The organism is Adlercreutzia sp. CNCM I-6216 (genome assembly GCF_977113345.1).
Genome location: NZ_CDSBIE010000002.1, coordinates 197,222 through 219,654 on the forward strand (window position 1 = coordinate 197,222; position 22,433 = coordinate 219,654).

Annotated in this window: 23 protein-coding genes; 9 read left to right on the top strand and 14 right to left on the bottom strand. The window is 63.8% G+C overall.

Annotation, left to right across the window (positions count from 1 at the left end; translation table 11 throughout):
* Nucleotides 1-126: 126 nt before the first annotated feature.
* On the top strand, nucleotides 127-1,521 hold the full coding sequence (locus ACYVRU_RS02610) for a helix-turn-helix transcriptional regulator (protein ID WP_173114602.1): 1,395 nt from the start codon (nucleotides 127-129) through the stop codon (nucleotides 1,519-1,521).
* A gap of 2 nt (nucleotides 1,522-1,523) precedes the next feature.
* Here ACYVRU_RS02610 and ACYVRU_RS02615 read toward each other — a convergent pair whose 3' ends face one another.
* From ACYVRU_RS02615 to ACYVRU_RS02625, 3 genes are all read right to left on the bottom strand, one after another.
* Nucleotides 1,524-1,751 (bottom strand): hypothetical protein, encoded by a 228-nt coding sequence (locus tag ACYVRU_RS02615; protein WP_114549171.1) that lies wholly within the window; start codon nucleotides 1,749-1,751, stop codon nucleotides 1,524-1,526.
* Nucleotides 1,752-1,898: 147 nt separating this feature from the next.
* Nucleotides 1,899-2,825, bottom strand: a complete 927-nt coding sequence (gene metA, locus ACYVRU_RS02620) for a homoserine O-acetyltransferase MetA (RefSeq protein WP_461185694.1) — start codon at nucleotides 2,823-2,825, stop codon at nucleotides 1,899-1,901.
* Between the two features lie 8 nt (nucleotides 2,826-2,833).
* Nucleotides 2,834-4,117 carry an O-acetylhomoserine aminocarboxypropyltransferase/cysteine synthase family protein gene (locus ACYVRU_RS02625; protein ID WP_114540430.1) on the bottom strand — a complete coding sequence of 428 codons (1,284 nt, stop codon included), beginning with the start codon at nucleotides 4,115-4,117 and terminating at the stop codon, nucleotides 2,834-2,836.
* A 263-nt stretch (nucleotides 4,118-4,380) separates the two neighbouring features.
* On the opposite strand from ACYVRU_RS02625, the gene ACYVRU_RS02630 reads away from it, so the two are divergent.
* Both ACYVRU_RS02630 and ACYVRU_RS02635 read left to right on the top strand, forming a co-directional pair.
* Nucleotides 4,381-4,560 (top strand): type II toxin-antitoxin system HicA family toxin, encoded by a 180-nt coding sequence (locus tag ACYVRU_RS02630; RefSeq protein WP_227069497.1) that lies wholly within the window; start codon nucleotides 4,381-4,383, stop codon nucleotides 4,558-4,560.
* Nucleotides 4,561-4,589: 29 nt separating this feature from the next.
* Nucleotides 4,590-5,039 (top strand): type II toxin-antitoxin system HicB family antitoxin, encoded by a 450-nt coding sequence (locus tag ACYVRU_RS02635; RefSeq protein ID WP_114540428.1) that lies wholly within the window; start codon nucleotides 4,590-4,592, stop codon nucleotides 5,037-5,039.
* Between the two features lie 15 nt (nucleotides 5,040-5,054).
* On the opposite strand, the gene ACYVRU_RS02640 is transcribed toward ACYVRU_RS02635, so the two are convergent.
* Entirely contained in the window at nucleotides 5,055-6,728 is a 1,674-nt protein-coding gene (locus ACYVRU_RS02640) for a response regulator transcription factor (protein ID WP_181869738.1), read from the bottom strand.
* A 220-nt stretch (nucleotides 6,729-6,948) separates the two neighbouring features.
* Here ACYVRU_RS02640 and ACYVRU_RS02645 point away from each other — a divergent pair, with 220 nt between their 5' ends.
* Nucleotides 6,949-8,691, top strand: coding sequence for an FAD-dependent oxidoreductase (locus tag ACYVRU_RS02645; RefSeq protein WP_417177645.1), 1,743 nt, complete (start codon nucleotides 6,949-6,951; stop codon nucleotides 8,689-8,691).
* A 101-nt stretch (nucleotides 8,692-8,792) separates the two neighbouring features.
* On the opposite strand, the gene ACYVRU_RS02650 is transcribed toward ACYVRU_RS02645, so the two are convergent.
* The 3 genes from ACYVRU_RS02650 to ACYVRU_RS02660 form a co-directional block, all read right to left on the bottom strand.
* The gene (locus ACYVRU_RS02650) at nucleotides 8,793-10,355 is read right to left on the bottom strand and encodes a putative ABC transporter permease (protein ID WP_161127724.1); all 1,563 of its coding nucleotides are present in this window, start codon (nucleotides 10,353-10,355) and stop codon (nucleotides 8,793-8,795) included.
* Nucleotides 10,356-10,498: 143 nt separating this feature from the next.
* Nucleotides 10,499-10,657, bottom strand: coding sequence for a hypothetical protein (locus ACYVRU_RS02655; protein WP_022741004.1), 159 nt, complete (start codon nucleotides 10,655-10,657; stop codon nucleotides 10,499-10,501).
* Between the two features lie 110 nt (nucleotides 10,658-10,767).
* Complete coding sequence (locus tag ACYVRU_RS02660; protein ID WP_114549177.1) at nucleotides 10,768-11,064, bottom strand: hypothetical protein; 297 nt, start codon at nucleotides 11,062-11,064, stop codon at nucleotides 10,768-10,770.
* A gap of 85 nt (nucleotides 11,065-11,149) precedes the next feature.
* Between ACYVRU_RS02660 and ACYVRU_RS02665 the strand changes: the two genes are divergently transcribed.
* A complete protein-coding gene (locus tag ACYVRU_RS02665) occupies nucleotides 11,150-11,452 on the top strand; it encodes a response regulator transcription factor (protein WP_114540437.1) in 303 nt (100 codons plus the stop codon).
* A 207-nt stretch (nucleotides 11,453-11,659) separates the two neighbouring features.
* On the opposite strand, the gene ACYVRU_RS02670 is transcribed toward ACYVRU_RS02665, so the two are convergent.
* Complete coding sequence (locus ACYVRU_RS02670) at nucleotides 11,660-12,463, bottom strand: spermidine synthase (RefSeq protein ID WP_455803493.1); 804 nt, start codon at nucleotides 12,461-12,463, stop codon at nucleotides 11,660-11,662.
* Between the two features lie 167 nt (nucleotides 12,464-12,630).
* Between ACYVRU_RS02670 and ACYVRU_RS02675 the strand changes: the two genes are divergently transcribed.
* Entirely contained in the window at nucleotides 12,631-12,942 is a 312-nt protein-coding gene (locus ACYVRU_RS02675; RefSeq protein ID WP_173114617.1) for a hypothetical protein, read from the top strand.
* Between the two features lie 235 nt (nucleotides 12,943-13,177).
* On the opposite strand, the gene ACYVRU_RS02680 is transcribed toward ACYVRU_RS02675, so the two are convergent.
* The 5 genes from ACYVRU_RS02680 to ACYVRU_RS02700 all read right to left on the bottom strand — a co-directional run bounded on the left by ACYVRU_RS02680 (nucleotide 13,178) and on the right by ACYVRU_RS02700 (nucleotide 16,957).
* A complete protein-coding gene (locus ACYVRU_RS02680; protein ID WP_278980463.1) occupies nucleotides 13,178-13,924 on the bottom strand; it encodes a helix-turn-helix domain-containing protein in 747 nt (248 codons plus the stop codon).
* Nucleotides 13,925-14,098: 174 nt separating this feature from the next.
* Nucleotides 14,099-14,233: a hypothetical protein gene (locus tag ACYVRU_RS02685; protein WP_261797841.1), complete on the bottom strand. Its 135-nt coding sequence runs from the start codon at nucleotides 14,231-14,233 to the stop codon at nucleotides 14,099-14,101.
* Nucleotides 14,234-14,331: 98 nt separating this feature from the next.
* The gene (locus ACYVRU_RS02690) at nucleotides 14,332-14,994 is read right to left on the bottom strand and encodes an HAD family hydrolase (protein ID WP_114549180.1); all 663 of its coding nucleotides are present in this window, start codon (nucleotides 14,992-14,994) and stop codon (nucleotides 14,332-14,334) included.
* Entirely contained in the window at nucleotides 14,995-16,278 is a 1,284-nt protein-coding gene (locus ACYVRU_RS02695; RefSeq protein WP_114549181.1) for a homoserine dehydrogenase, read from the bottom strand. It lies immediately after the preceding gene.
* Between the two features lie 283 nt (nucleotides 16,279-16,561).
* Nucleotides 16,562-16,957, bottom strand: a complete 396-nt coding sequence (locus ACYVRU_RS02700; protein ID WP_114549182.1) for a molybdenum cofactor biosynthesis protein MoaE — start codon at nucleotides 16,955-16,957, stop codon at nucleotides 16,562-16,564.
* A 241-nt stretch (nucleotides 16,958-17,198) separates the two neighbouring features.
* On the opposite strand from ACYVRU_RS02700, the gene lysA reads away from it, so the two are divergent.
* Nucleotides 17,199-18,554 carry a diaminopimelate decarboxylase gene (gene lysA, locus ACYVRU_RS02705; protein ID WP_278980467.1) on the top strand — a complete coding sequence of 452 codons (1,356 nt, stop codon included), beginning with the start codon at nucleotides 17,199-17,201 and terminating at the stop codon, nucleotides 18,552-18,554.
* Nucleotides 18,555-18,769: 215 nt separating this feature from the next.
* Nucleotides 18,770-19,270, top strand: coding sequence for a nitroreductase family protein (locus tag ACYVRU_RS02710; protein WP_461185695.1), 501 nt, complete (start codon nucleotides 18,770-18,772; stop codon nucleotides 19,268-19,270).
* 96 nt (nucleotides 19,271-19,366) lie between these two features.
* Here ACYVRU_RS02710 and ACYVRU_RS02715 read toward each other — a convergent pair whose 3' ends face one another.
* A complete protein-coding gene (locus tag ACYVRU_RS02715; RefSeq protein WP_417757961.1) occupies nucleotides 19,367-20,728 on the bottom strand; it encodes an Mbeg1-like protein in 1,362 nt (453 codons plus the stop codon).
* Nucleotides 20,729-20,919: 191 nt separating this feature from the next.
* Between ACYVRU_RS02715 and ACYVRU_RS02720 the strand changes: the two genes are divergently transcribed.
* On the top strand, nucleotides 20,920-22,383 hold the full coding sequence (locus ACYVRU_RS02720; protein WP_256156174.1) for a sodium-dependent transporter: 1,464 nt from the start codon (nucleotides 20,920-20,922) through the stop codon (nucleotides 22,381-22,383).
* Nucleotides 22,384-22,433 lie beyond the last annotated feature (50 nt).

A 22,433-nucleotide genomic window follows, 5' to 3' on the forward strand; every position in this document is an offset into this window, starting at 1 on the left:
GGCTCGGCTCCGACCTCAAGCGCGGCGCAAGCGCCGTCAGCATCCGGAGCATCGTCGGCACCTTCCGATCCTTCGGTCTTCGGAGGTACGGCGACCCCGGAGGTCACCGAGAGGCACCGCTTTCCTGTGGTTCCCTTCGTCTTCCTCGGCGTGGGCTTCTACCGTGCCTGGATCGAGATCGCTTTCGTCGGCTCGTTCGTGTCGTTTCCCGCGATCCCCTTCGGCGCGCGCGAGTGTTTTGATGGAGTGGGCGCCATCGTCATGCTCATCTGCGTGCTGCTCGCGCGGCGCATTGGCCCCTTCTACCGCCATCCGTCGATCTTCGTGCTCTGCGGCGCGTGCATGACGCTTGCCACCGTCGCACTGTTCGCCACCATGATCGTGCCGAGCCTCGGCTACACGGCAACATGGCTGGCCGCTATCGTCGGCGGCGTGGGAATGGGGCTTGTCATTCTTATATGGAGCGAGGTGTTCGGCTGCCTGAGCCCTTTGCGAGTCACCCTCTATTACACGGCCTCCATCGCCCTGGGCGCGGTGATCGTCTATGTTTTCATGGGGCTGCGCCTACCGTGGCTCGCTTGCCTCACCGCGCTGCTGCCGGCGGTATCGCTTGTGCTCGCACGGCGCAGCATGAATCGCATCCCTGCAGAAAAACGACCCCAGCCGAACCTCGTCAACTTCAAACCGCCGTGGAAGATTTTCCTGCTCATGGCCTTGTACGGGTTCGCTTACGGTATTTTGGAGACCCGCGTGTATACCGACTCCTTCGGGCCGCACTCATCGCCTGGCGTGCTTGTAGTGGCGCTCGTGATCTTCCTTAGCGTGGGCTTTCGCCGTGAGAAATTCGATTTCAACTCCATTGTGCGCATCGCGCTGCCGCTCACGGTGGCTGCGCTGTGGCTCGTGCCCATGTGGGGCGCGGGAGCCACCCTCCTCAGCGGTCCTTGTGCTATCGGGGGCTACACGGCCGCCACCGTGCTGATCATGGCGCTGTGCTCGAATATGTGCTATCGCCACGGCGTATCGGCCATCTGGCTGTTCGGCATCGAGCGCTCGCTGCGACTCGCTTTCATGTTCCTCGGACGCACAGTGGCTAACACGGGAGAGCACGGAAGCCTCGGAGCCGCTGATGGCGGCCTGCTCATTTCGGGCCTTTCCATGATCGCCGTCATCATGGCCACCGTGCTGCTGCTGTCCCAGAAGAATGTAGACGGCCAGTGGGGCCTCTCGTTTTTGAACGGCAGCGGGAAAAGCCGCGCCGATAAGCACGCGCAGCAGGTGGACAATCGGTGCGCCGCCCTCGCCGCCGAATACCACCTCACGGCGCGAGAGCTGGAGATCCTCAAGCTGCTCGCCCGACACAAGACCGTGGGCATGATCGAGCGCGAGCTGGTCATTGCCAACGGCACCGCCAAGGCCCATGTGCGCCACATCTACCAAAAGCTGAACATCCATTCCCGAGAAGAGTTGTTCAACCTGCTTGATCCCCATCAGCTCGACCCTCTGGAAGAGCAGGAATAGAACTAATTCCAGGGGTCTTCCGAGAACAGAGGCTCGCGCTCGGCGGGACGGTCGGAATAGGGGTCGTAGCCGTCGTCGTCCTCGTTTTCCGCACGAACGAAGGGGTCGCCGGAGGCCGCAGGACGCAGATGCCCCGATCCGGCGGCTGCGTCGCGCCCTTTCGCCTGCTGGCTCGGCAGCGGCTTCACCACGATGCGAGCGTGGGGATCTTTCCGCGGATCAATGGGCATGAGGTGCCTCCTTTCGTATACGCTTATCGATGCTCTTCTGAACTCGGGGCCCAGGGGCGACCAAGGTCGCCCCCTACGGGAATCAAGCTCGGCTTTCCCTCTGTAGGGGCGAACCTTGGTCCGCCCTCCCGACGACGTCAACCGTGCTCACGAGAGCTGGCCGGCGCGGGTGATGTCGTAGGGGGTCGTTTGGTACACATAGTAGTTCAGCCAGTTGGTGTAGAGCAACTGGGCGCAGGAGAACCACGTGGAAACCGGCTCGCGCGTCGGGTCGTCGTCGGGGAAGTAGTGGGCCGGCACGGCGATGCTCATCCCCTTGGCGATGTCGCGGTCGTATTCCGCTTTCAGCGTCTCGCGGTCGTACTCGGGGTGACCGAACACGAAGAAGTTCTGCGAGTCGGTGGACTTCGCCACGTACACCCCAGCCTCGTCGGACACCGCGATCAGCTCGAGCGCGGGATGCGCCTCGATGTCGGCCGCCCGCACCTCGGTGAAGCGCGAATGGGGCGCGAAGAACCTATCGTCGAACCCGCGCACCAAAGGCGAGGTGCGCTTGACCACCTCGTGGGGGAACACGCCGAACATCTTCTCGGGCAGCTCGTGCTTGGGCACGCCGTAGTGATAGTAGATGCCGGCTTGGGCGCCCCAGCAGATGTGCAGCGTGGAGTGCACGTGGGTCTTCGACCACTCCATGATCTCGCAGAGTTCCGGCCAGTAGTCCACTTCTTCGAATTCCAGCCGCTCCACCGGCGCCCCGGTGATGATAAGGCCGTCGAAGTGCTCGTCGCGCACCGCGTCGAAGGTGGTGTAGAAGGCCTCCAGATGCTCGGCGGCCGTGTTCTTCGAGTCGTGGCTCGCCGTTTGCAGCAGCTCCACTTCAACCTGCAGCGGCGTGTTCGACAGCTTCCGCAGAATCTGGGTCTCCGTGGTGATCTTGGTGGGCATGAGGTTCAGCAGCAGCAGCCGCAGCGGACGAATGTCCTGGTGCATGGCGCGATGCTCGGTCATGACGAAGATGTTCTCGTTCTCCAGCGCCGCCGTGGCCGGCAGCGCATCGGGAATGCGAATGGGCATGCGTCCTCCTATTCCACGGCAGCCAGGGCCTGGTCGATGTCGGCAATGAGGTCGGCGGCGTCCTCGATGCCGCAGGACAGGCGGATGAGGTCGGCGCTGATGCCGGCCGCCTCAAGCTCCGCGTCGTTCATCTGGCGATGAGTGGCGTTGGCCGGGTGCAGCACGCAGGTGCGGGCGTCGGCCACATGGGTGGCAATCTGGGCCAGCTTCAGGTTCTTCATGAACGTCTCGGCCGCCGCGCGCCCGCCGGCCACGCCGAAGCTCACCACACCGCAGGAACCCTCCGGCAGATACTTCGCCGCGAGCGCCGCCTCCGAGTCGCCTTCCAGCGACGGATGGCGCACCCAAGCCACCTTCGGGTGGCTCGCCAGGTGCTCGGCCACCGCGCGTCCGTTGGCGGCGTGCCGGGCCATGCGCAGGTGCAGGCTCTCCAGCCCCAGATTGATGAGGAAGGCGTTCTGCGGCGACTGGATAGAGCCCAAATCGCGCATGAGCTGCGCCGTCGCCTTGGTGATGTAGGCACCTTCCAAGCCGAAGCGCTCGGTATACACCACGCCGTGGTAGCTCTCATCGGGCGTCGTGAGCCCCGGGAACTTGTCGGCGTGGGCGTTCCAATTAAAGCGGCCCGAATCCACAATGACGCCTCCGACGGAAGCGCCGTGGCCGTCCATGTACTTGGTAGTGGAGTGGGTCACAATGTCGGCGCCCCACTCGATGGGCCGGCACAGCACCGGCGTGGGGAAGGTGTTGTCCACGATGAGCGGCACCCCGTGGCCGTGGGCCGCCGCCGCGAAGCGCTCGATGTCGAGCACGGCCAGCGCCGGGTTTGCGATGGTCTCGCCGAAGACGCACTTCGTGTTGGGCCGGAAAGCGGCTTTAAGCTCCTCGTCGGTGCAGTGCGGATCGACGAAGGTGCACTCCAGGCCCATGCGGCCCATGGTGTGGGCGAGCAGGTTGTAGGTGCCCCCGTAGATGGCCGAGGAGGCCACCACGTGATCGCCCGCGCCGGCGATGTTGAACACCGCGAAGAAGTTCGCCGCCTGGCCCGAGGAGGTGAGCATCGCCGCCGCGCCGCCTTCCAACTCCGCGATCTTCGCCGCCACCGCATCGTTGGTGGGGTTCGCCAAGCGCGTGTAGAAGTAGCCGGACTCCTCCAGATCGAACAGGCGCCCCATATGCTCGCTCGTGTCGTACTTCCAGGTGGTGTTCTGGTAGATGGGCACCTGGCGCGGCTCGCCGTCGCCGGGCCGCCATCCGCCTTGCACGCAGGTCGTTCCAATCCGCTCGCTCATTCAGGGCTCCTTTGGGTCTCGCATTTTTTCGCTCGCCCATTATAGGGGCACCCGGGCCACCCCGGTTATAGGAAGTCCCCAGCGAATGTCATCGGAAAATCCGAGAGCTTTCTGCCGAGACCCCCTCGATTATCCTGAAATGAACTATTGTTCTAAGAACATTTGTTTGCTATAATTCGCTTTGAGAAGACGGCAGTACTTGCATTTATTGTTACTAATTGTTACAATAAATTGCGCCATGCAGGAGGTCGAGAGACATGCCCATGACAGCTAGAGAAGCGATACGGCTCACCAAGAAAATGGGCGGCCGCTTCGTCAGACACGGAGCGAAACATGACATTTTCGCGAATGCTGCTGGCGAAGAGTTCCCTATCCCCCGGCATCCCGGAGATCTTTCGCCGGGGGTCGAGCGAGCCATCAAAGAAAAGCTAGGGCTTCTCTAATACTTCACCTAATAGAGAGGAAGCGACCTATGAAGTTTCTCTACGAAGCCATCCTCACCCCGTGGAGCGGCGGGTGGGAGGCAGAGTTTCCCGACCTGGGTATCTGCACCCAGGGGGACACTCTGTTCGATGCGGCTTTCATGGCGCAAGATCTGCTGACCCTCTGGATCTCCCAAGCGCTTCGCGAAGGACGGCCCTTGCCGGAGCCGCGGATGGACCATCCCACCCCCGCAAACGGCAAGGCCATCGCCGTTGCCGTGGAATGCGATGCCGACACGCCTTCCCTCACCACCATGACCGTCCAAGAAGCGGCGGATACCCTCGATGTCAGCACCTCGCGCATACACGCCATGATTCGCGACGGCATTCTGAGAACCGAGAAAGTTGGCAGCGCCCGCCTTGTGTCAGCCGACGATGTCATAGACTATTTCAATAGCCCCCGAACCGCTGGCCGCCCAAAGAAGGTCGCGACCGCCTGATTTCGGGAGATGTGTCTAGCGGGCCTCCACCTTGTCGAGGAGTTCCTGTCGGTTGTTGACCAGGGCCTTCTCGTAGATGTGGCGCACGTGGGTCTTCACGGTGCCCGTGGTCACGAACAGCTCGTTGGCGATGTAAGGAAGGGTGCGACCGCGCACCAGCAGTGAGAGGATCTCCGTCTCGCGGGCCGTTAGTCCTACTGCCCGCGCAAAAACAGCGGCGGAATCTTCTCCCTGCGCTCCGACGCCAGCGGCACAATCACCATTCGGCAGCGTTGCAGCCTCGGTGGTGCCGCCGTCCTCAAAGAGCCGTTCTCCTGCCGCAACACCAGAAGAGCCGCGTCCGGCAGCAGCAGCCTTAACCCGATCGGCGCCTCTCGTTTCGGCTTCCATTTCTTCCGTACCGCCGTCTTTCTCCTCGTTCCCCTCTTCCCCCACCTGCGCGGCTCGGGCCACCACCATGAAGAACAGCGCGAGCACACCGGCACCGCATACGGCAGACAGCAGCAAAGGCGTCTCCCCCGCCACCTGAAACAGCAGCTTTCCCGCCAGGTTCCCCGCGAGCACCACGGCGCTGATCAGCGCTTGGCCCACACCGAAGGCCACCAAGGGGGACAAGCCCTGAAGGCGGGTGCTGCGCGTCACCACCACATAGACGAGCGGCTGGAAGAACAGCGTGCAGCCCTGAACGAGCGCCCCTCCGACCGGCACCGCCGCCGCACCGAGCACCAGAATGGCCACAAGACCCACGACGCTGAAGGTGACGGTGATGCGATACAGCTGCGCTACGGAGAAGGCCGTCCGCTCAGCCGTCAGGGGCACGAGCGCCATGGTGGCGATGCAGGCGCAAAGAGCGATGCCACCCGGGTAAAGGCTGTCGGCCCCCTCGTAGGAAGTGCCCATGATGACCGAGGCCATCACGTTGCCCACAAGGGCCGCCACGGCAATCACCCCCAGCGAGCGCCACGGAAGCGCATGTAGCTCGCGCGAGCCGGCCGTCACCTCACCGGGAGCCTTCCCCGAGGAACCCGGCGAACCCGCTATGTCGGTAGAGAGAGCAGAGGAGGGGAACACCTCGGGAGCAAGCCCCGAACGTGCCGAGGCATCCCAGAACCAGAGGCCCCAGGAAGCTAGGGGCAGAAAGACAACAACGACCTGGGCCGCCACGACAAAGGGCGTTGCGACGTAAAGCAAGAGAATTGCGAAATAGATCCCATAGGCCACGAGGAACGAGACCATGACGACTGCCGACACATCCCTCGACTCCAAGGAGTAGCGGGCGCCCCAGGCGCAGCCGAGCAGCGTTCCCGCAACCCCGCATATCGCCCCGCAGCCGACGAGGGGCCATGGCGCGTCGATCGCCACCGTCAGCGGAAGCAGCGCGCTCGCCAGCGCGAGCAGCGAGGCGCACACCAGCAGCACGCCGCGCCCCACCGCAACGGAGCGCTTCCGCAAAGCGAGGACGATGGCCACAGCGGCAACCACCACCGCACCTTGGGAGACGAAGAAACCGACTTCGATGCCGACGCCGCCGACCGGTCGCTCGGCGGGAATGAGCACGGGGCTCAGATACGCCAGAAACCCCCAAGCCCACAGGCAGGCCGAGCCGAACACCGCCCGGCCCCAGCCCACGCGGCGGGCGCCCCGCACCGCCTCGGCACCTTCTCGTTCATTTAGCACAGCCCCAGCCACCACACGCTCCTCTCTTGAACTGGAGTAAGTATCGCACAGATCAGCGCGGCCATCACGAACAACCACGGGAGACGACATGGCTTTTACCTGCGTTTTCTCAAATATCTACCGTTTCGGTGGATGGGGTTAGCGCACCTGGCGAGCAAAGATAGGGCCACTGCGTTGAGGCTCCGGCAAAGGGCCGGCACCCGACGCCGAGAGACACGATGGAGGGAACATCATGACCGAATGCACCCAACCCAGCACCCCGTCCGCCCCTTGCCCCACGGGCAGCTCGAACCCCGCCGCGGCGCCTTCCGTGAGCCGGCGCGGCTTCCTCTCCGGCGCGGCCGTCGCCGCCGGGACCGCCGCCCTCGCAGGCCTTGCGGGTTGCGCGCCCAAGACCCAGGCCGAAGTCGCGGGCGAGACCATCGCCGCCGACGATGCGGCGACCGGCGGCACCATGCAGACCACCGATCCCGCCAAGGCCGTCTGGCCGGTGGTAGAGGAAGTGGAAGTGGGCTCGGCCGGCGAGGGAGTGGTCGCTTTTGTGGCAGAGCCCATCGCCGCCGATGAGATCGTCGCCACCCACGACGTGGACGTCGTCGTCTGCGGCCTGGGACCGGCCGGCGACGCCGCCGCCCTGGCCTGCGCCGAGCAGGGCCTGAAAACCGTGGCCGTGGAGAAGCAGAACCGCGGCAACTACAACTCGGCCACCATCGGCGGCACCAATTCCGAGCTGCACAAGTTCTGGGGCATGGAGTACGACACCACCGAGTGGATGTCAGACGCCATGATCGGCTGCTCGTTCCAGGCGGACATGACGCTGTACCAGCACTACCTCGAGAAGAACGGCGAAGCCGTGAACTGGTACATCAGCCACTTCGACAACCAAGACTTCAACGACTACCCCCTCACCTTCGCCGCCGGCGACTTCCCCGACTTCCGCGAGCAGTACGGCCCCACGGCGCTCAGTCGCTCGTGGAACACGTCGCTGAACCTCCCCTATCCTTCCGGCGAGCTGGCCGACATTCTCGCTGGCATCCTCACCGAGGCCGGCGTCGAGATCCGCTACGAGACCCCGGCCTGCCAGCTGGTGGCCGACGAGGCGGGCTCCGTGACCGGCGTCATCGTGAAGAGCGCCGACGGGTACGAGCAGTACAACTGCGCCAAGGGCGTCGTGCTGGCCACCGGCGGCTACGAGTTCAACCAGCAGATGCTGAAAGAGCGCTGCCGCCCGCGCAGCGTGCCGGGCCGCTGGCTCACCGGCGCCTTCGGCAACACGGGCGACGGCCTTCAAATGGGCGTGGCCGTCGGCGCTGCCGAGGATGAGTTCCCGCAGTCCATCATGCTCGATCCCGAGCAGCTCATGCCCTTCGTGCGCGTGAACAAGCTCGGCAAGAGGTTCACCCCGGAGTACGACCCTTACGGCCAGCTGGCCATGGCCATCCAGTACCAGCCCGGCACCTACGATTTCTACATCGTGGACAGCGCCCTGGACACCAAGATCGACAAGATTTGGACGCCGAGTTCTTCCTGCTACGGGCCCAAGGAGCAGTGGGTAGCTGCCGCCCAGAGCGAGAACGCCTTCAAGGCCGACACCCTGGAAGAGCTGGCCGAGCTCATGGAAGTGCCCGCCGACACCTTCGTGGAGACCATCAACCACTGGAACGAGATGTGCGCCGCCGGCGCCGACACCGACTTCGACATGCCCGGCTCCATGATGATGACCATCGATCAGCCGCCGTTCTACGCCACCAAGGAGTTCGCCGACGGCCTGTGCACCACGGGCGGTCTCATCGTCGACACCGAGTGCCGCGTGCTCGACAAGGATCGCCAGCCCATCGAGGGCCTGTTCGCGGCAGGCATCGTGTCCGGCGGCATGTTCTACAACACCTATCCGCACCACCTGAACTGCCTCTCGCACACCCGCAACTGCCTGATGGGCTACACCATCGGCCAGGTGCTGGGCGCCAAGCAGTAGCTCCGCATCCCCACTTATTCCGATAGGGCGCCTTCCCTCCCCGCGTCCTGCATGCGAACGGGCGGCCGCCAAGCGCGCCGCCCGTTTCGTTGTCGCCCCTTCTATCCGCGCACCGCATCTGAGGGGACGATGGTCATCGATTGGAAGCGATCGGCCATGTAAGCATCGCCGAACTCGTGATCGTAGAACTGCTGGAGAGGCGTGTCCACCGGGTCGTGGGACAGGCGCATATACCAGCAGTCGAGGGCCTGCAGGGTCATGACGGCGTCCACCAACATGAAGCAGGCGGCCACAGTGGTAAGCATATAACGCCAGTTCCACGGAATGAAATTCACGAGCCGCAGCATGAACGGCAACAGCAGCTTTATCCACACCACGCCGAGCAGACCCCAGCAGGCCATGAACGGCAGGCACGTGCGGCCGCCGAACAGTGATCCGGGCATGTTAGAGTAGTCCCAGGCCACCGCGCCGAACGCGTACTGCATGAACAGGCTCACGAACGCCTCGAAGGCACCGCCGATGACCGCCGCCACCAGAAAGATGACGAGCCAATTGCTTTTGTGGAAGCGGTTGAGGAAGATGGTCATGAGCACCGCGCCGCAACCGTAGATGGGCGAGAACGGGCCGAACAGCAGCCCCGCGCGGTCTTGCCATTGGCCTGGCACCACGAACAGAAAGTGGACGATCTCTTCCATGAGCAGCCCCAGCACGCTGGCCACGACGAATATCCAGAACAGGTTGAAGAAGTTCAGCGTGATGTAGCCCTTGCCCGAGGGGTCGCGGCCGAGCGTGCCGGCCTCCCCCTCCGCATGCTCCTCGGCCTCGCGGGCCTTGCGGTGGGCGCGACGTTCTTCGAGCAGCGAGGGGTCAAGGTAGCTCTGCAGCGCCACCGTGACTGCGAAACCGACGCCGTAGGGAATAAGCTCGTAGCCAATGCCGGCCAGCATGATGGAGCACAGAGCCCCGGCCAGAAGAAGCACGTACAACCCGTAGGAGAGCAGCGCCGCCCAGCGCCGCTGGTTGCGGATGAGGCGCACGCCGAACACAATGAGCGTGACGGCGAGGGCCACCAGCACGGCCAGATTCACGAAGGTAACCACGATGGTGGAGATGCCCTCGCCGCGCATAGCCCCAGAGTCGAACATGGTCACAGCTTGATACATGGTCTTCGCGATGACCGGCAGCGCGACGCCCGAGCCGATAATGAGCAGCACGCCGAACACGCGCAGCACCACTGGCAGACGCTTCTTGTCGGCGGGGCTGGCGAATTCGGCAGCGATAGTGGCCGCGGTCTCATCAAGGGCGTGCTTTTTCTCGGCCAGAGCCTCCTTAGCGTCATCGACAATGACGCTCGGGTGCTCCACGGCGCGCACGACATCGCGGGCCTCGTCGGCGGCGTGGGCGAGCTTTTCCTCGGCCGCATGCACGATGCGCTCGGGGTGGCGCGCGTCGTCTAAGGCCTCGCGGATCTCTTCTTTGTCGCGAGCAACGTCGGCCACCAGCTCGGCATGATCGTTATGTAGCTGGTCGTGCCACTCGCGATGAGTTTCAGCCACGTCGGCCTTCTCGAATTCCACGGCCTTCTCAAGGTCGTCCCGCAGGTCGGCCTCGGCCTTGTGCGCGGCCTCTTCCAGGTGATCTACATGGCGTTTTTCATCTCCCATGGCCGGCCTCCTTTTCCCTGAACGCATGTCTCGGCATCCAGTGTAAAGGGGCGCTCTGTGAAACCATGACCAGCTGACGCAACGTCTGCCAACCCGATAAGCCCTCGTTATGCAGCGGTTACGGGAAACAAGCGGCCGGCGGCCTACCCCCAGCAGGCGATGAACATCGCAATGCCCACGAACACGACGGCCAGCCCCATAACGGCCATAATGTCGCTCAACTTGTGCACGTCAGCCTCCTCGCGCTCGTTCTGCTCTGATTCTCTATCTACTAGACGTTTGGGAAGCCCGCTTTGTTGCACGCCCCACCCACCTTCCACAAAAGCAGCACGAACCAGAGAACGCCTCGACCGCGAAAGAGGGCTACGAAGAAACGCGCGGGACAAGAACGTCGACCAGGCGCCTCGCCAATCTAGCGCCCGAGGATCCCGTCGGTGTAGGCGTTGCGCGGGTGCACTTGGGCGGCATCGCGAGCGTTCGCCAGCTTCAGGGCGATAACGCGCCACGGGCTGCAATCGAGATACGCAACTTCCATGGCCGAAAGATCGGCATTATCGATGCCGTCCTGCTCGGCGAAGCTGTTACGGTAAATGACGAAGGCGTAGCGGATTACGCGCGTCTCACCCGGCATCAGCGTGTCATACCCGCCGGCAAGGCCCACTATGAAGTCATCGCCACCAAGAGGATACAGCGCTGCTTGAGCATCCAAAACGGCCGCGATCGCCTCAGCGGCGCTGCTGGCAGCAACCGCACTGGCCTCCTTTTTCCTAAGTCGTTACTGGCGCGAAGCCGCCATGAAGCGCGAAGCAGAGCGTTTGCAACTGGCGAAAAGCGGCTACGCTGACTCGCAGCTGGCCGACCCGGAGGTGCCGCAAGAGCCTGATATCGAAGCCCTCTGCGCCAAGGCCGCCCGCACCTACGACCTCACCCGCCGCGAAGAGGATGTGCTGCGCCTCCTCGTTGAAGGGCGCACGGCACCGCAAATCGCCGAGGAGCTCGTCGTCTCGCCCAACACCGTGAAAACCCACGTGCGCAACCTCTATCGAAAGCTCGGCATCAACCGCCGCGCCGACCTCGCCTGCCGCCTCGAAAGCTAAAAGCGATCCTTGCTAGAAATAGCACGCGCTGACATTATCCAAGCTCTAACTTTAAGAGAGACCGCTCGTAGATGTCCTTCCTTTCGACTGCGACGTCAAGACTGTCGGTAGCCCATAGTCAACACACTTAAGAAAAAGCTGGAAGACTCGCCGAAATCAACTATCGCAAAATTTGCGACAGTTCGCAGCGCCATCGCGCAATGCCCCCTAATCCCCGTAGGGGATGACGCCCGTGAAGGGGTAGGAACCGTCGGTGGCTATGAGGAGGTAGTTGTCGGCGCCGCCGAACTCGTCGTCAGAGGCGTCGATGACGTACACGTTGGCGAAGTGACCGCGCAGGCGCTCCACCTGGGAGAAGAGGCGGTACATGGCGTCGCCAGTGTATTCCACGACACAGTTAGCCATGAGTAGGCCGCCCGGCGTCAAGTGCGCGCGGGCGCAAGCAATGCCCTCGTCGCTGGCGAAGAACGGCACCGCCTCGCGCCCGACGAAAACGTCGTTGATGATGGCATCGTAGGGGGCGCCGTCCGACCGCCGCAGGAACGCCTCGCCGTCTTCCACGAAGATGCGCAGATCGTCGGCGCGGCCCTCGGCAGCCAGCTGCATCTCCAGACGATCAAGGAAGAAACGTTCCCGGGCGATTTGCACCATGGCCGGATCGATTTCCACCACGTCCAGCGCAACGCCCGGATGCTCCAGCAGCAGCTGCTTGGGATAGGCGAACCCAGCGCCGCCGAGCATGAGCACGCGGTTTACGACCAGCGGATCCGGCGCCTCGGAAAGCGCCGCCTCGAAGAGGTGGTCGAAGGATCGCAGGTACGCAAAGGGGCACGTCGCCCAACGCTCGTCCAGATAGGTCGCCGACTGCAGCACCCCGCCCACGTTCAACATGCGCACAAGCGATCCGTCCTCCGCCGGCATCGCATACACCGCCGCCTCCCCGAACCGAGAAGGAAACACCTCGCGCTTCCCCGCGCGCCCGGCGACCCTGTCCCACCAATCCGCCAGCACCATCGCCCCTTTCCGAGCCTGCAACTGCGACCACGGCCGAACCTTATCGCACTCTGTGCCACAGTATCGCACAGAAACCGCCGTGTTAGTTTCAGTTGCTTGCCTGATCGGGCGGCAATCGCTACGGTTGAAAGGAGAATGAGATCATCGGCGACAAGGAGGGCCTTGTGCTGGCCGTCGCCTTCTACGCCATACCAGGGCTCTCGGGTTCCATAGCGATCCAAGAAGCGGCGATCAACCGTACTATCATAGACTACGAGCTCAACGGCCAGGCAAGCCAGTTCGTCATCGACCTAGACGCCTACGACCCCACGACAGCCATCGGCTGCACCGGCTCCCCCGCCATAGCCGGCGCCGTGAACGCCCAGCAGTTCTACAACATCCCAGGCAGCGCCAGCGAATTCGAAGAGGCCGTCTGCGCCTACATAGAAGACCACGGCGGCACCGTCACCTCCGTAGAGACGATCTCGGAGTCTTAGCTAGATTATTAACGGCATATCAGCGAATCTCGGGGACTCGTTCGGCCAGCCCCCTGGAAACTCATCTAGCAGAGCACCTAGCCTCAGCCTTCCCATTGTCCTCGACAGCACCTGGTACCACCAGCCCGCAGCTACGATTCCTCATTCGACGGCGTCAGCACCTGTCACGATTTCGCGGGGTGCCGTTGTCTGTAGCGCAATGCACCTTCAACTTCGGAAACTGCAAAAGCCCAGATCATAGCCATGGGATATCTTGGTCGTCGGAATCGGCGTAGAAGCAAACTGAGTAAGGCACATCGTCATTGGTAGGATCATCGTCTTCGCGACTGGCGGCGGGGAGCCATAGCTCGTGGCGAAGCACGGTGCCGCCCATCGCCTCTATGGCTTGATTCGCGCGTTCGGACAGCGCATCCAGGCCGCCCGGCTTCTTGAGAAGCTCCGCTGCATCCATGGCCTCCGCCATACCCGGCTCCCCAGCGCAGCCAATAACACACTCATGATCCTCGGGATCCAGGAAAAGTCGCATCGACTTCTCCTCGCCATCGAGGCGATAAACGATCTTGCAGTAATCCGGGTCGTCGGCCACGCTGTCCCACCATATCACGTATGAGAACTGCTGGTTTGGCAGCCAGACGAAAAGTCCGAAGGCCAGCGCCATAGCCGCCGCGCCGACGAACGCCCATTTGAGGGAGCGCACGAGGCGATCGAGCCGTTGCGACTCACTGGTAATGCGCTCATCAAGAAGAGAGGTCTCCCACGCAAGGTCGTCCGGCTTTTTCTCCGCCATCGCACTCTCCCCCAGCAGTTCAGCGGCGCTCACTCCGAGGGCGCGGGCCAGGGCCACAAGCGAATCGGCGTCGGGAACCGAGGTGCCACGCTCCCACTTCGAGACGGTCTGGCGCACCACGTGGATGCGCTCGGCCAACTCGTCCTGACTCAATCCCTGCTCAGTGCGCAGCTTCTTGATGGTGTCCTTCAGCATGGCGCCAGCCCTTCTCGGAAACGTTCTCACCGCTTCACCGTAACAAGAAAGCTCCGCATGCGCAAGCAACGATGCTTAACAAAGGATCGCTGAACTGGTACTTCATAGACCGGCGTGCCGGAGGAACCATCCTCCGGCACGGAGTTCGCCGCAAGCCAAGAAAGCAAGCTGGTTCTACAAAGCCGCGGTGGCAATGCAGCCGGCGAGGACGAAGACGGCGACGGCGAGCAGGGCGACGGCGCAGAGCGTGGTGATCATGATGGGCTCCTTTCGCTCGGGCGGGGCACGGGCTGGGCGGTGTGCTCCCAATTGAGCCTTTCGGCGGTTCCGCATCCCCCAATTTCGATGGTTCCATCATGGCAGCATCCACTTACGCTGCCGTTGCGCGTATCTTACGGTTTTGCCGTTTAAGCGCCGGCCTTGGCGAGAAAGATGTCGGGGTCGAGATCCTCCCATGAGGCGATGAGGAAGTCGGCGCGCTCGAAGAGCTGGTCGCGGGTGCCGGAGATGTCGTTGTCGTAGATGGCGCCAGTGCGGTAGCCGGCCGCGCGCAGGGTGTCCAGGGCGTAGGCGGCATCTTCGAAAGCCCAGGTGTGGGCGCGATCAGTGCCGAGGAAGCTGCGGGCGTGGTCGTAAACAGCCGGTTCGCGTTTGCTCGTCTGCAGGTCGTCCACAGACACGACGGTCTTCATGTAGGGGGCGAACCCACAGCGTTCCACGCACGTGGCCAGCATGTCGGCCGGCGTGGACGAGGCTACCGCCATGGGCACGCCACGCTCGTGCAGGGCCTGCACGAAGGCCAGCGCGCCCGGACGAGCCTCCACTTCGTTGGCGTAGAAGGCGCGCATGCGGTCGAAGATCATCTCGAGCACCGCCTCGTTGCTCTCGCCGAGACCGCATTGCTCATGTAAATAGGCGCTGGCCTCGGGCAGCGACATGGTGGTGATGGCTTCGGCGTCGGCCTCGGTCAGCGTGATGCCGGCCTCGGCCGCCAGGGTGCGATCCACCTCATGCCACGCTCCCATGGAATCCACCAGCGTCCCATCGCAATCGAAAATGGTGCCGATCACTTATTCCTCCACGCGGATGACGGAAGGCGTGTCCAGCACCACGTTGTCCAGGGCCAGGGCCTCTTCCAGAGCCTCGCGGATGTCGCGCTCGCGGCAGCGGTGGGTGACCACTACCTGGTCGACGCGCTCGGCGCCAGAGCGGCCGCGCTGCACGATGGACTTCACCGAGATGTTGTGACGCGCGAACACACCGGCCATGGTTTCCAGAACGCCCGGACGGTCGGTCACCGAGAAACGCAGGTAATAGCGCATGACCAGCTCGTCCATGGGCAGGATGGGCAGGTCATCGGTGCAGGTGCAGCCCACAATGGGAGCCACGCCCTGCTGAATGTGGCGCGCAACTTCCAGCACGTCGCCCATGACGGCACTAGCCGCGGCACCCGCGCCGGCGCCCTCGCCGAAGAACATGGTCTCGCCCACAAAGTCGCCCACCACGTAAATGGCGTTGAACACGCCGTTCACGGTGGCCAGCTGGTGGTTCGTCGGGATCATGGTGGGATGCACGCGTACATCGACCCCATCCTCGCGGCGATGGGCGATGGCCAGAAGCTTGATGACGTAGCCCATGTCGCGAGCAGCCTCGATATCCACCGGCGAGATATTCGTGATGCCGTCGGTAAAGACATCGTCCAAGGTCACGCGCGAGTTGAAGGCGATGGAAGCCAAGATGGCGATCTTCGCCGCCGCGTCGAACCCGCCCACGTCCGCCGTGGGGTCGGCCTCGGCGAAGCCCTTCTGCTGCGCCTCATGCAGGGCATCCTCGTAGGACAGGCCGTTGTCGGCCATGCGGGTGAGCATGTAGTTGGTGGTGCCGTTCACAATGCCCATGACCGAGGTGATTTCGTTGGCGATGAGCGAGTGCTTCAGCGGATCAATGATGGGGATGCCGCCGCCCACGGACGCTTCGAAGGCCAGTTCCTTGCCAGCAGCCTCGGCGGCTTCCATAACCTCCTTGCCGTGGGTGGCCATGAGTGCCTTGTTGGCCGTAACCACGTTCTTGCCGGCAGCGAGTGCGTTCAGCACGACCGTGCGGGCGATGGTGGTGCCACCGATGAGCTCCACCACGATATCGATCTCGGGATCGTTGATGATGTTGTTGAAGTTGTCGGTGAACAGGTGGCCGACCCCGTGGGCCTCGGCCTCGGCCGGCGACAGCGAGCACACGCGCGCCAGTTCGATATCCACGCCGAAGTGGCGCAGGAAGTCGTCCTTGTGCTTCTGGATGATGTCGATGCACCCACCGCCAACGGTGCCGGTGCCCACCAAGCCGATTTTCACTGCCATGTTACGTCCTCTCCCGAGCGCGAAAGTTCTCTGTGATCGGACGATTATACAAGCACCGCGAAGGAAGTCGTGCATCAGAGCGGGGAGAGGGCGGTTTCCCAGACCTCTGCGCGCCCCCTGAAGAACGCGGCCATTAAGAAACAGCTTCCACGTCAGCAGCAACGATGTCGGGATAATACCGACTTATGTGCGTTCCTTTCGCTGTTTCTTTTGCCGCATTCGGAAGGGGATAAAGCGCGCAGCGGGCTGGGAAACCGCCCTCTCCCCGCTCCACCATCAGCTTCTACGCGAAGATCTCTTTCTCAACCACCAGGTCATTCTTGATATGCCCCACGAGCTTCTGCAGCGCGTCGATGCAGTTGGGGCGGATATCGGCGCCGATGAGCACGTACATGAGCGAATCGCCCACCTCGCAGCGCCCCTCGTTCAGCCAGGTGCGCACATAGTAGACGCCGGGCCAGGTGAGCGCCTCGGCCTCGGCGGCGGCCAGACCCTCCGCATCATAGGAGAACTCGACGGCCGCCACCTCGCCCAAGCCTTCCACGCCTTCGCGCACCTGGGCCTTCGGGGTGATACGCACCACGCCGTTGTGGGTGAGGAACATGCCGCACTGGGCCGCCGCCGGATCAGCCTTAGCCTCGCGCAGCCACTGATCAACGGAAGGTTCGGTCTTAGCCATCTCGCGTCCTTTCGTTCGGAGCTTTCCAAAGTAGAGCATTTCGCTCGACATTATCTGTCGCCGAGAATATACCACAGGAGCTGGAACCTCGGCCGCACGCCGCCATTCCCTCCCAATTATCACACGGAAGGCCGCCGATTTTAAGCGCTTAAAACAGAGCCTTGTTACCATAGGCGCCAGACCATGAGAGACCTGCGCCGCCGCAACGCGGCGCTGCAACACGCCGAGAAAGGACACGGCCATGAGCTTGCCCGCCTCAGACCTGACGAAGAAGCCCGATATGCGCACCACCATGGAGCTGGGCGCCGTGCTGCCCGAGACCGCCGAGGTGCGCGACGACCACCTGTTCATCGGCGGCGTCGACATGGTGGAGCTGGCTCGCAAGGAGGGCACCGCGCTCTACGTGTTCGACGAGGCCGACCTGCGCCACCGCATGGAAACTTACCGCGAGGCCTTCCGCAGCCGCTACGAGAACTCCGACATCATCTACGCGTCGAAGGCGTTTCTGAACAAGGAAGTGCTGCGCATCGCCGAGGCCGAGGGGCTGTGCCTGGATGTGTCCGGCGGCGGCGAGCTGGCCTGCGCCCGCTCGGTGGACTTCCCCATGGAGCGCGTGTTCGTCCACGGCAACAACAAGACGCCCCGCGAACTGGAAGAGGCCATCTCCGCCGGTGTGGGACGCATCGTGCTGGACAGCCGCATCGAGCTGGCCCGCGTGAACGAGATCGCCGGGCGCCTCGGCGTGGTGCAGGACGTGTACATGCGCATCACCCCCGGCGTGGAGGCCGACACCCACGAGTACATCCGCACCGGCTGCGAGGACTCGAAGTTCGGCTTCACCATGCGCGAGGACTTCGCCTTCAAGTGCGTCGGCGACGTGCTGGCCGCCGAGAACGTGCGCCTTGCGGGCCTGCACTGCCACATCGGCTCGCAGATCTTCGCGCTGCACTCCTTCCGCGAGGCGGCGGCGGTCATGGTGGAGTTCATGGCCCGCATCCGCGACACCTACGGCCACGAGATCACCGAGCTGGACTTGGGCGGCGGCTTGGGCATCGCGTATTTGGCCGAGCATCAGCCCTCTTCCATCGACGACTTCGCCGAGGTCACCTGCTCGGCGGTGCGCGATTTGTGCGCGCTGCACAACCTGCCGTTGCCGCGCCTTCTGGTGGAGCCGGGCCGCTCGCTGGTGGCCCCGGCCGGCGTCACGCTGTACACCGTGGGCATCTTGAAGACGCTGCCGGGCATCCGCAAGTACGTGGCCATCGACGGCGGCATGTCCGACAATATCCGCACGGCGCTCTACCACGCCGACTACGAGCCCACCATCGCCAACAAAGCCGGGCAACCCCGCGAGGAAATCGTCACGCTGTGCGGCAAGCACTGCGAGAGCGGCGACGCCGTGGTCATCGACATGCCCCTGCAGAAGGCCGACCTCGGCGACATCGTGTGCGTGTTCGGCACCGGTGCCTACAACATGACCATGGCCAGCAACTACAACGGACAGCCCCGCCCGGCCGTGGTGTTCGTGCGCGACGGCGCATCGCGCGTGGTCACCCGCCGCGAGACCTACGAGGACCTCTACCAGCGCGACCTGTAGGGCACCGGCTTCTTGTCGGTTTTATTGCGGCGGGTTGGCGGAACCGTAATAAGGAACGGTTCACACCCTGGCAACGAAACCAGCTTGCTAAGGTGAAGGCAATCGCGGGAAGCGGCACCCACCCTCATGCCCATTTCCGCTCGTCCCTTGAGGCTCTGGGGCTCGCCGTTGGCGCGAGGCCTTGCGCCGCACGTTCAGGATCGAGGCCAAGCCCTATGAATGCCATTTACCTGCGCAGCAGCGTCCGTCAGTACACCGACGAGCCGGTGGGCATCCGAGATATCGAGAAGCTGATGCGTGCCGCCATGGCCGCCCCCTCCGCCGTGAACCAGCAGCCCTGGGAATTCTACATCGCGCGGGACGAGACCACGCGTCTGGCTCTGGCCGCTTCAAGCCCCTACGGCACGCCGGCCAAACTCGCCCCCTGCGTCATTGTGGCGTGCCAGCGCACCGAGGGCCTGCGCGCGCCGCAAGACGCCTCCTACGACATGAGCGCTTCCGTGGAGAACATCCTCATCGAGGCCGCCAACCTGGGCCTAAGCGCCGTGTGGCTCGGCATCGCGCCGGAGAAGGATCGCATGGCCGCTGTTGATGTGGCTCTGGGAAGCCCGCGCGGCGTTACGCCCTTCGCGCTCATCGCCGTGGGCCATCCCGAGCACAAACCGGAGCCCAAAGGCCCCACGCGCTACGACGAGACGCGCGTGCATTGGATTTAGAATGCACCGTCATCTCAGCCGATGAGGGCGGACTAAAGTCCGCCCCTACGGAAGCGTTGACAGACTCGGCAGGACACGGCGCCGCAGGAGCATCGGTCAGGCGCCCTTGGCGCGGCGCTGCTCGGCACGACGGGCGCTGTTGCGCTCGGCGGTGACGTCGCTGAAGGCGCGCGTGAGCCCGCGCAGGGCATTCAGCATGATCGTGCGGTCCTCCGCAGGCGTTCCCATCACGCCGTCGCGCAAAATCGCCCACTCGCGGCCGCCCTCGAAGAGTTGGGAGGCATCAGTGATGCCGGCCGCCTTCAAAGCGGCGAACAGCGCGTTCACCATGGCCTCGCGCTCGCTGCCATCCAGCGAGGCGAGCCAGCGATCCAGCGCCTCGGCGCGACGCTGCGTGCGCTCGGGAAGCTCGGGGAGCGTGGCGAAGGCCCTTGGTGCCTCGCGCATCCCGTCTGCATCCCGCACCTCGCCCGCATCGCGCGCACGTTCTGCATCGCGTGGCCCCGGCGCCCCATCCGCGCCTTCCACGACCCAGTGGAACACCGAGTGCTGCTCGAAGCCGCGGCCCGTGGCCTGCACCACGTTTGTCGGCATCGCCGATTCCATGAGGATGCCCACCATGGAATCGGCCGGCACCTGCTTGGTCATGCGGCCCGCAAGCGGCGCGTAGTCGGTCGCCGTGAACAAACCGGCCTTGAATCCGGGGCCGTCGTGGTTGTACAGGTGAGCAATGCGGCCTTGCACCTCCGGCGCCGCCGCGAGCGCCGCGTACTCGGCCAGGTTGCCGCCCTTGGAATGGCCGCCCAAAATGAGGGCCTCGGGCAGTCGCGGATCAGCGGCCACCGCCGCCAGATAGCGGGCCGCCAGCGCCTGGGCCTCGACCGGCGCCTGATAGGCCATGTTGAAGTCCTCGCGCCACCCGGTGAGCGTCGTGTCGGTGCCGCGAAAGCCCACGTAAGCGAAGCGCCCGGGGCACACGTAGGTTGTGGCGGCGAACTGCAAATCACGCACCTCGTCGAATGCGGCCGCATGATCGTAGATGAGCACGTCCCGAAAACGCGGACTCGCGGCCATCCAGAACAGCTGCTGCTTCATCTGCGCTGCGTGCATACCGGAAAACATCGCAGGAAACAACTCGGCTCGCATGAGATCGACGAACCGTACGGGAGCCACGGGGGCCTTCGCATCCTGCGCCACTTCCGCCCGATCGCGCTCGGCTGCCGCAGAAGGCTCCGCAGCACGCTCGCTCGCATGCCTGCGCAGCCGCCCGAGCAGACCGCGCAGCTCGCTTAAAGGCCCGCAGCCCTCACGTGCCTTCGAAGACGCAGTTTCCGAAGCCTCCCCGCTGTACACCTGCGGCATAATCCCCTCGCCGCGCACCATACAGAACTGCGCGAGCAGCGCCGAGTCCACGGCGTTGAAGGGCACCTCGTCGAAAGGGGCAAGTTGAGTTTGCAAGTATGTGAGCACATCGTTCATGACTGCATTATGAGGGCGCCGCTTTAAGCCGCACGGTCGCCTCCCCCACCAGACACAGAGCCGTTGCCAAAGCTGCCTCGCATCACCATGACCCTCCCGCTTATCTTCCGCTACAATGACGCTGCAATTTCGTTCAAAACGCTTGGAAATCCCGCATCAGGAAGGTTCCCATGGCCACCGATACCACCTCCACTTCCCCGGCTTGCGCCTCGGACAGCAACGCCAACGCCCCCGCGTCGGCCACCGCGCCCCGCGAGCACTTCGCGAGCCGCCTCGGCTTCATCCTCATTTCGGCCGGCTGCGCCATCGGCCTGGGCAACGTGTGGCGCTTCCCCTACATCGCCGGCGAGTACGGCGGGGCGGCCTTCATTGTGCTTTACCTCATCTTCCTCGTCATCTTGGGACTGCCCGTCATGGTCATGGAGTTCGCCGTCGGCCGCGCCTCCCAGCGTTCGGCCGCCCAGGCCTTCGACATCCTGCAGCCCTCGCGGCGCTGGCACTGGTTCTCCTGGTGGGCTTACATCGGCTGCATGCTACTCATGATGTTCTACACCACCGTCTGCGGCTGGATGCTCGCTTACATGGCGAAAATGGCCACGGGCACCTTCGTCGGACTCGATCCCGATGGCGTCGCTGGCGTCTTCGGCACCATGCTCGCCAACCCCTCCGAGATGGTGGGCTGGATGCTCGCCGTGGTGGTCATCGGCTTTTTCGTCTGCAGCCTGGGCCTGCAGAAGGGCGTCGAGCGTATCACGAAAGTGATGATGATCGCCTTGCTCGGCGTCATGGCGCTGCTCGTGGTGCGCTCCGTCACGCTGCCCGGCGCCGACGCGGGCCTGGAGTTCTACCTGGTACCCGACTTCGGCAAGATGTTCGCCGGCGGCCTGGCCGGTTTCGGGGACGCGGTGTATGCGGCCATGGGCCAGGCGTTCTTCACGCTGTCGCTCGGCATCTCGGCCATGGAGGTCTTCGGCAGCCGTATCGGCAAGCAGAACTCGCTCACGGGCGAGGCCCTGCGCATCTGCGGCCTGGACACCGCCGTGGCCATCCTCGCGGGCCTCATCATCTTCCCCGCCTGCTTCGCTTTCGCCGTCGCCCCCGACCAGGGCCCCTCGCTCGTGTTCGTCACCCTGCCCAACGTGTTCAACCAGATGCCTTTGGGGCAGCTGTGGGGCACGCTGTTCTTCGTGTTCATGAGCTTCGCGGCGCTCTCCACCATCATCGCCGTCTTCGAGAACCTCATCACCTTCACCATGGAGAAATGGGATCTCGACCGCAAGCGCGCCTTGGCCCGCACCGCCGTGCTCGTCACCGTGCTGAGCCTGCCCTGCGCCCTGGGTTTCAACGTGCTTGCCGGCATCACTATTCCGGGCATCGGCGACATTCAATCCATCGAGGACTTCATCGTGTCGAACAACCTGCTGCCCTTGGGCAGTCTGCTGTACGTGGTGTTCTGCGTGTCGCGCAAAGGCTGGGGCTGGGACAACTTCCTTGCCGAGGCCGATGCGGGCACGGGCATGAAGTTCCCGCGCTGGGCCCGCGGCTGGCTCACCTTCGGGCTGCCCGCGCTCATTATCATCATCTTCATCATGGGCTACGTGCCCAAGATCATGATGTGGGCGGGTTTGGCGTAGCAGCTTGGCATAGCGGCGTGACGTAGTTCGGGGAATTCCCTAAGCGTCGC

Coding starts and splice junctions, on each gene's coding strand:
- ACYVRU_RS02615 (WP_114549171.1), bottom strand. CDS start 1,751: ATGCCCATTGATCCGCGGAAAGATCCCCACGCTCGCATCGTGGTGAAG.
- metA (WP_461185694.1), bottom strand. CDS start 2,825: ATGCCCATTCGCATTCCCGATGCGCTGCCGGCCACGGCGGCGCTGGAG.
- ACYVRU_RS02625 (WP_114540430.1), bottom strand. CDS start 4,117: ATGAGCGAGCGGATTGGAACGACCTGCGTGCAAGGCGGATGGCGGCCC.
- ACYVRU_RS02630 (WP_227069497.1), top strand. CDS start 4,381: ATGACAGCTAGAGAAGCGATACGGCTCACCAAGAAAATGGGCGGCCGC.
- ACYVRU_RS02635 (WP_114540428.1), top strand. CDS start 4,590: ATGAAGTTTCTCTACGAAGCCATCCTCACCCCGTGGAGCGGCGGGTGG.
- ACYVRU_RS02645 (WP_417177645.1), top strand. CDS start 6,949: ATGACCGAATGCACCCAACCCAGCACCCCGTCCGCCCCTTGCCCCACG.
- ACYVRU_RS02650 (WP_161127724.1), bottom strand. CDS start 10,355: ATGGGAGATGAAAAACGCCATGTAGATCACCTGGAAGAGGCCGCGCAC.
- ACYVRU_RS02665 (WP_114540437.1), top strand. CDS start 11,150: ATGAAGCGCGAAGCAGAGCGTTTGCAACTGGCGAAAAGCGGCTACGCT.
- ACYVRU_RS02680 (WP_278980463.1), bottom strand. CDS start 13,924: ATGCTGAAGGACACCATCAAGAAGCTGCGCACTGAGCAGGGATTGAGT.
- ACYVRU_RS02695 (WP_114549181.1), bottom strand. CDS start 16,278: ATGGCAGTGAAAATCGGCTTGGTGGGCACCGGCACCGTTGGCGGTGGG.
- ACYVRU_RS02700 (WP_114549182.1), bottom strand. CDS start 16,957: ATGGCTAAGACCGAACCTTCCGTTGATCAGTGGCTGCGCGAGGCTAAG.
- lysA (WP_278980467.1), top strand. CDS start 17,199: ATGAGCTTGCCCGCCTCAGACCTGACGAAGAAGCCCGATATGCGCACC.
- ACYVRU_RS02710 (WP_461185695.1), top strand. CDS start 18,770: ATGAATGCCATTTACCTGCGCAGCAGCGTCCGTCAGTACACCGACGAG.
- ACYVRU_RS02720 (WP_256156174.1), top strand. CDS start 20,920: ATGGCCACCGATACCACCTCCACTTCCCCGGCTTGCGCCTCGGACAGC.